Raw genomic sequence first — 4,760 nt, forward strand, 5'->3', positions numbered from 1 at the left:
TTTTACTTAAACGATTGCCTGATCAACTAAAAAAAACGACAGGCTGCCCGAAAAGGCAGCCTGTCGTTTTTTTTAGTGGATCAGGCAATCGTTTAAGAAGACTGCCGCCACTCGTGAAGTACATAGTGAAATAATGTATAAATAATTTTTGGAATAGATATAATTTGTTATTGAATTTTGAATGGTTGTCTTTAAAATGGAGTAATTATTTGTAAATACGAAAGTGTTTTGTTTGATTATAATAAAAAACGTAAACGGAGACTTTACTTTAGCTATATTCAACAGCAAGTAGAGGAGGAGATGTTATTGTACTAGGTTTTAGGTTGATTTCTTTTCCAGTCTGTCGGGGATTTTCCTGTTTTTTTCTTAAAGGCATTACTGAAGTGGTGTATATTCGCAAAACCAGACTCCTCTGCGATTTGTTTAATTTTCATATCTGAAGTTGATAGATAATTGGCAGCTGCTCTCATTCGAAGGTCATTCAGATACTCAATCGGTGTGAATCCGCTATACTCTTTAAATTTTTTGATTAAATACGTAGCTTGGAAATGCGATATTTCGGATAAATAACCTAATGTAATATTCGCTTTATAATTAGTCTCCATGATGAGAATTAACGTTTTGATGATATCTTGCGTAGGTGTATAGCTTAACGGAAGATTAAGCTTTTTCTGAAAACTTATATCTTTTTTGTAAGATTGTAAGATTTCATGAATGATTAAAAAAAGCTTTTTGATGTCAAGCAACAGTATTTCCTCGCTACAAGCCAATCCATTAAGTTGACTGCGGAGAAGATTTTGAATGCCATCAATGGTATGTTTCATTACATCGGGTATTAAGTTGATTAGATCAGACTCACATTGAAGTCGATTCCAGATCAGGATATATTCTAATGTTGGAAAACATGACACTTTGTTGGTTTCGTTTAGCTCTATAAACCAAAACGTAGCTTTACTAGAGAGGATCGTGACGTCATGGGGGGTGTTAGGCGTAATAAAAAAAAGAGAGTTTGGCTTAATATCATACGTTTCTCCCAACCATTTCATCTGATAGGTTCCTGTAGCTAGGTACAATATTTCAAAAGAAGGATGAATTCCACCCGTTCTATAGTCTAAAGAGGAATTGTGCTCGACATACTTAAAGGTCCTTATCTCCATGAGCTTCTCCTTCGAAAACATCTCTAATAGTAACCTCATTATAGAATGAAGCATTTCAGACTGTAAATATAGGGGCAATAAATGATAGATGGAAAGAGAGATTACAATAATATGGAGGTGTTTCTTTTGTTCAAAAAGTGGATGTTCAAATTATTAATTCCAGCTCTTATTATTTCAAACCTAAGTATGTTGGCGGTACCTGCAATTTCTTTCGCAGACGAAAGTCCATTCGATTATGTAGGACAGGATTCATTGTTTTTTGTTAACGATACACCAGATACGATTATCGGCGAAGTCGATGCAACGGCTTCAGACGGAAAAACGGCAAAAAAAGTACTTAAAGCGATCAATACGTGGGATTTTCAACTCCGCATGACGAACGGAATCTTTACGAACGATGTTAACGGTAACGCTACTGGCGTTTCTCCTTTTGTTCCTGAAGTGGCGTACGATCTATACGCAAGAGTGAAAGTAGACTTCAATAACGAAGCTGCACCAGGAACTGCTTTCACTGTCGGAGTATATTCGATTACTCAGAACAATTTTCCTCTTCCAGGTATTAAAGTTCCGTTGTCACGACTGAATTCAAATGAATGGACGGATATTAAGGTAGGAACCTATACCCCCTCACTGAATGGGAGGGAAGCAGTCTATTTAGCCAGTGCAAATCATATGGAGAATGTTATAACAGCGGTATATGTCGACAAGTTCTATTACAGAGAGGCACCAGCTGGAGTACCTGCAATCAATCTTGGCGGAGATTTTCAGAATTCCCCTGTATCGCATATGGGAGGTACATTATCAATCCCGGCAACGACGGTGGGAATCGATGATGACGAGCAGTTGGAAGTAAAGGTTACGAACAATATCGGAGAGTTGCAAGATTTTGAAATACAATCGAATAAAGTACAAGGAAATACCGCTAATATAAAAATCATTGTTCCTGAGCGTACAAAGGGCGGGGTTTATCATGTCGAAGCAGGCTATCAGAGTGCGGAGAAAAGTAGAGTAACCTTTGAAGTAACAAATACACCTTTAATCATGATCGAAAAGATTCAAGGAACTCCTGTTTCCTACAATGGGGGCACATTGAGTGTAAGCTTAACGACTTTAAATATCGAAAATTCCGAGCCCATACTTGCACAAGTTTATAATGCGAATGGGAGTGATGTTACTCAAGCTTCAGGTATTACATTCTCCGGAAATACTGTCTCAGAGGATGCTGTGGAGATGGCTGTTGAGATCCCACCATTCACGGAAGCAGGAACATACACCTTGCAATTAACCTATGGGAACGCTACTCACCAAGGGACTTTTGTTGTACAACAAGCACCATTAATCCTGGTTGGGTCAGTGACAGGTGATCCTATTGCATCCATTGGCGGAGAAATTGTTATCCCGGTGACCACGCAAAATATTGAAGATAATGAAAGCCTCGTCGTAGTTGTACGTAATGAAGCTGGCCAATCGCAAAGTTTTCCCGTATCGGGTACTACGCTCGTTTCTGGCAAAACGAATATTCATGTGGAGATCCCGCCGACAACACCCGATGGCAGTTATTCTGCGGAAATTAAATACGCGAATATACCATCCAGCACAATAACATTTATCGTGACAGGAGTCCCTTACCTGAAAGCAGGCGAAGTAATTAACAGTCCTGTCTCTTACAAGGGAGGGGAAATACGATTGCCCGTTACTTCAGCAAATGTAGCGGATGGAACTGCACTATCTGTAACTATTAAAGACAATACGGGGACAGATGTGACAGAGTCTTTATCATTTTCTGTATCAGAAAATACGATCATGAACAACTCCGCCAATGTTCGGATTGTCGTTCAGAATGGAATATTGGCAGGTGTATATACGATCAAGTTGGAAATTCCGGGCGCTACGAAACGTGAAACGAGCTTTGAAGTGCAGGGGGTTCCTACAGCTGACATTTTGCCCGTTATTGGAAATCCGGTGTCTTATTCTGGAGGGACCGTAATTATTCCAATAGCAACGACGAATATCAAAGACAACGAGCTGTTGTCGATTACCGTTATGGATGATCTGGGGGTAGATCAAACTTCCTCATTTAAAATAACGGGCAATAAGGTCACAGTAAAAGAAGCAAATGTAATCATTAATATACCAGATTTGAACCTAAGTAAGGAAACCATATATACAGTAAATATTGATTATGATGGTTCTATACTCAACAGCACGCAGCTTCGAATATTGGCTCGTCCGGGTAAAGTAGTGAGCGACTATATCATTGAAGACAGCAGCTTTAATTACAGTAATAATGCGGCAAGCATGCCTGATGGTACGGCTTCGGATGGATTTTCGGCAACAATGATAGGCAATAGCGGAAGCAGAGACATTCATTACAAAGCTTGGGATTTCAGTATGCTGAAATATGCTGCCCCTTACGACGTATATTTCAAGATGAAAGTGGATCTTGGGACAGGCAACAGCGGTGGAGTGGTAAAAATAGGCGTATATGATCATACTCAAAAAAAGGATTTAATCACCCCTCGAATGATCGATGTGTCCGAACTAACAGACCAGCAGTGGAAAGAATTTAGAATTGGAACAATAAATCCGAATTACGGCGTCAATCAACTTGAGTTCTATGTGGAAGGCATGGGGAACAACGGAATCTCCGGCGTTTATATGGATCATATTGTGTTGAAGGAAGTTGTACCTCAAGAGATCCAGAATGATAAATTTAGGATTAGCAGTCATGCAACTGATATTCCTGACGGATTAACACCTGATAACAAAGCTACGAGAGTGATGAACGGTGTAAATGAAGATGTGCCGGCAATTGAAATTCCGATTGATGGAGACAATCTGGTTGCTGATGATTATACATTGATGCTGCTGGTAAACCCTGATCGAGTGCCGGGTTCAGATTGGGACGATGCCTCAGGAGATGTGATGAGCCTATCCTTGCACGATATGACAACGGGACAAGTGCTGGTGCCTAAACAAAACTATAGCACAGCGAACTCTCCTTTTAACATGAAGCTTGAATACTTTGGTGCGATCACGATGCCGATCCATATCGATCCCTCTCATGATTACCAGATTAATATCTATTCGACTTTGAACGAGGAAAACTTCCCTTCATTCAGAGTAGACAGTGCGATTCTGACAAGAGTTCTACCGGAAAAATATTACGATCCGAATAAGTATAACAATGTTTACCCATATAAAATATCACCTATCAATCAAGATGAAATTAACGATTATGTCACCATCTATTACAGTATTCACGGGCTCTATGAGCCGGGAAAAACCATTGATGTTACGGTATATAATGAGCAGGGCGATACGATCAAGAAGATAGTAGATGATAGGGAAGATTGGACATATGTTAAGGAGAAATGGGACGGAACAGATAATCATGGCAATATGGTTGCAAACGGATTATATACGGTAGAAGTAAAACGATCTGATAATAAAATATTTTTAAGGAGAAACGTGGAGGTAATAAGCGGCGTGCAACTGACTGCAGCGACCRTGAATCCGGCGCTTGACGATTTTCCTAAAGGAGTCTGGTTTGAGGCAGGGAACATTCCATATATTGAAGCGGATGCGGCTGCGTATTTGGAT

At 39.8% G+C, this 4,760-nt stretch carries 2 protein-coding genes; one reads left to right on the top strand and one right to left on the bottom strand.

Features of this window, described 5'->3' with window-relative positions; genetic code table 11:
• Positions 1-311: 311 nt before the first annotated feature.
• Positions 312-1,157, bottom strand: coding sequence for a helix-turn-helix domain-containing protein (locus tag AC1DWN_RS28260; RefSeq protein ID WP_477562214.1), 846 nt, complete (start codon positions 1,155-1,157; stop codon positions 312-314).
• Between the two features lie 126 nt (positions 1,158-1,283).
• On the opposite strand from AC1DWN_RS28260, the gene AC1DWN_RS28265 reads away from it, so the two are divergent.
• A partial coding sequence (locus AC1DWN_RS28265) for a FlgD immunoglobulin-like domain containing protein (protein ID WP_477562215.1) occupies positions 1,284-4,760 on the top strand: 3,477 nt, incomplete at its 3' end.

Source organism: Paenibacillus sp. P4_A7, from assembly GCF_056402455.1.

Excerpts from the sequence above, each read along its gene's own strand:
- AC1DWN_RS28260 (WP_477562214.1), bottom strand. The coding sequence starts at position 1,157 with ATGGAGATAAGGACCTTTAAGTATGTCGAGCACAATTCCTCTTTAGAC.